The sequence below is a fragment of the Nitrosomonas marina genome, assembly GCF_900111605.1.
Lineage (GTDB): Bacteria > Pseudomonadota > Gammaproteobacteria > Burkholderiales > Nitrosomonadaceae > Nitrosomonas > Nitrosomonas marina_A.
Genome location: NZ_FOIA01000078.1, coordinates 1 through 1,947, shown reverse-complemented (window position 1 = coordinate 1,947; position 1,947 = coordinate 1). Strand labels below are relative to the sequence as shown.

Sequence of the window (1,947 nt, the reverse complement as noted above, 5' to 3'; positions counted from 1 at the left end):
GTCCGGTTTGATGAGGGGAGGCTGTGACGGATGGCGCGTGAATATGCGTTGTTTGTTGCAGTCTTCTACTCTAACGAGCCCTGGTCGGGGAGCCATACTAAATGGTAACTGGCTATATTTCTTGGTAAACGCTGAGATGATTTAAACTGCCGACGAGACAGAATTACGTTAATTATGGGCACAATACAAACACAAAGCAAAGCAGTATTGTGCGTAATTACTGGATCACTTGCCAGAGCAATAGTGCGATCAACAAAATGACGACATAGATGAGGAGGCGGTTTTGCCGCTTTTCTTCTATTATCAACTTTTGTAATTTGTCTTCAAGGCCCTGATTTCTGTTCTCGGCCAGTAAATGATGAAGCAGGCGTGGAAACTGTGGAAAAATGACTGCCCAGTTAGGTGCTTCTTTTTGTATGCGGCCAGACAAACCGCGCAATCCGATCTGCTCTGACATCCAGTTTTCAAGGAAAGGCTTGGCCGTTTTCCACAAATCGAGATTGGGATCCAGATCGCGGCCTAGTCCTTCAATGTTGAGCAGTGTTTTTTGTAATAAAACCAGCTGCGGTTGTATTTCGACGTTGAACTGACGTGAAGTCTGAAACAGCTGGAACAATACTCGACCAAATGAAATTTCTTTGAGTGGCTTATCAAATATTGGTTCGCATACAGCGCGGATGGCTGTTTCAAATTCATCAACGCGGGTCTCTTTGGGAGCCCAGCCGGCTTCTACATGCGCCTGTGCAACCCGTGCATAGTCACGTCTGAAAAAAGCCAGGAAGTTTTGTGCCAGATAATTTTTATCTTCATCGCTGAGTGTTCCCATAATGCCAAAGTCAACAGCAATATACCGGCCGTCATCACCGACAAAAATGTTACCGGGATGCATATCTGCATGGAAATAACCGTCACGGAATACCTGTGTAAAGAAAATCTCGACCCCCATTCGCGCAAGATATGGAATATCAATATGATTTGCGATTAGTTCATCGACATGACTGATCGGTACGCCGGATACGCGTTCCATAACCATAACGTTGCTGCGACAGTAGTCCCAGTAAACCTCCGGAACCAATAACAAAGGTGAATTTAAAAAATTACGGCGCAATTGACTGCAGTTCGATGCCTCGCGCATTAAGTCAAGTTCATCATCAAGATGTCGGGCAAACTCTGATACTACTTGCCTGAGTTTCAGGCGTCGTCCATCAGGCCACAGTTTCTCAACCAGCCATGCCCCTGTATCCATCAAATCAATATCATGAGTGATAATAGGAGCAATCCCTGGCCGTAGTATCTTGACGGCTACCTCGGTTCCATCGTGCAATACTGCTAAATGCACTTGTGCAACTGAAGCGCTGGCAATAGGATCTTTATGAAATTTTAGAAAAACCTCATCGACTTTATTTTCGTAGGTTTTATCAAGTATGCCCAGTGCGATATCCGAAGAAAAGGGTGGGACCCGATCTTGCAGCCTTGCCAGCTCATCGGCAATATCATGCGGTATGAGATCGCGCCGGGTTGACAGCATTTGACCGAATTTGACAAAAATTGGGCCTAGTGCTTCAAGCGCCAAACGCAATCTTTCACCGCGCGGCTTGTCCAGTTTGCGCCAGAAAGTCAACCATCTGATCGGTTTGTTTAAAAAACGCAACGGACCGTGAGTTGTGAAAAATTCATCCAGCCCATAACGAAATGCTACAGATTGTATTTTAAGGAGACGAAATATGCGCATTAAAATGTGTGTGAAAAATAACCTATCCGGACACTGGTTATCTTTAGCATAACCGGATTGAACAGATTTCTGGCGGTTAAATGGCTTTCAAACATGGCCTAAATGATCATCATTAGACTTAGTAGCTTAGCAAAAATAACTTGAACACTTTGGCTTAGTGTATATCTGACAATTGATGAGGTTTGATTTGGTAATTCCATTCACCATGGAATTTG

1 protein-coding gene is annotated in these 1,947 nt (G+C 44.4%); it reads right to left on the bottom strand.

Going from position 1 to position 1,947, the window contains the following annotated elements:
- Positions 1–217: 217 nt before the first annotated feature.
- On the bottom strand, positions 218–1,732 hold the full coding sequence (gene ubiB, locus BMY62_RS15780) for a ubiquinone biosynthesis regulatory protein kinase UbiB (protein ID WP_090662221.1): 1,515 nt from the start codon (positions 1,730–1,732) through the stop codon (positions 218–220).
- Between the last annotated feature and the right edge of the window lie 215 nt (positions 1,733–1,947).

Bases quoted from the DNA above. Each gene is read 5' to 3' on its own strand.
- ubiB (WP_090662221.1), bottom strand. From the start codon at position 1,732: ATGCGCATATTTCGTCTCCTTAAAATACAATCTGTAGCATTTCGTTAT.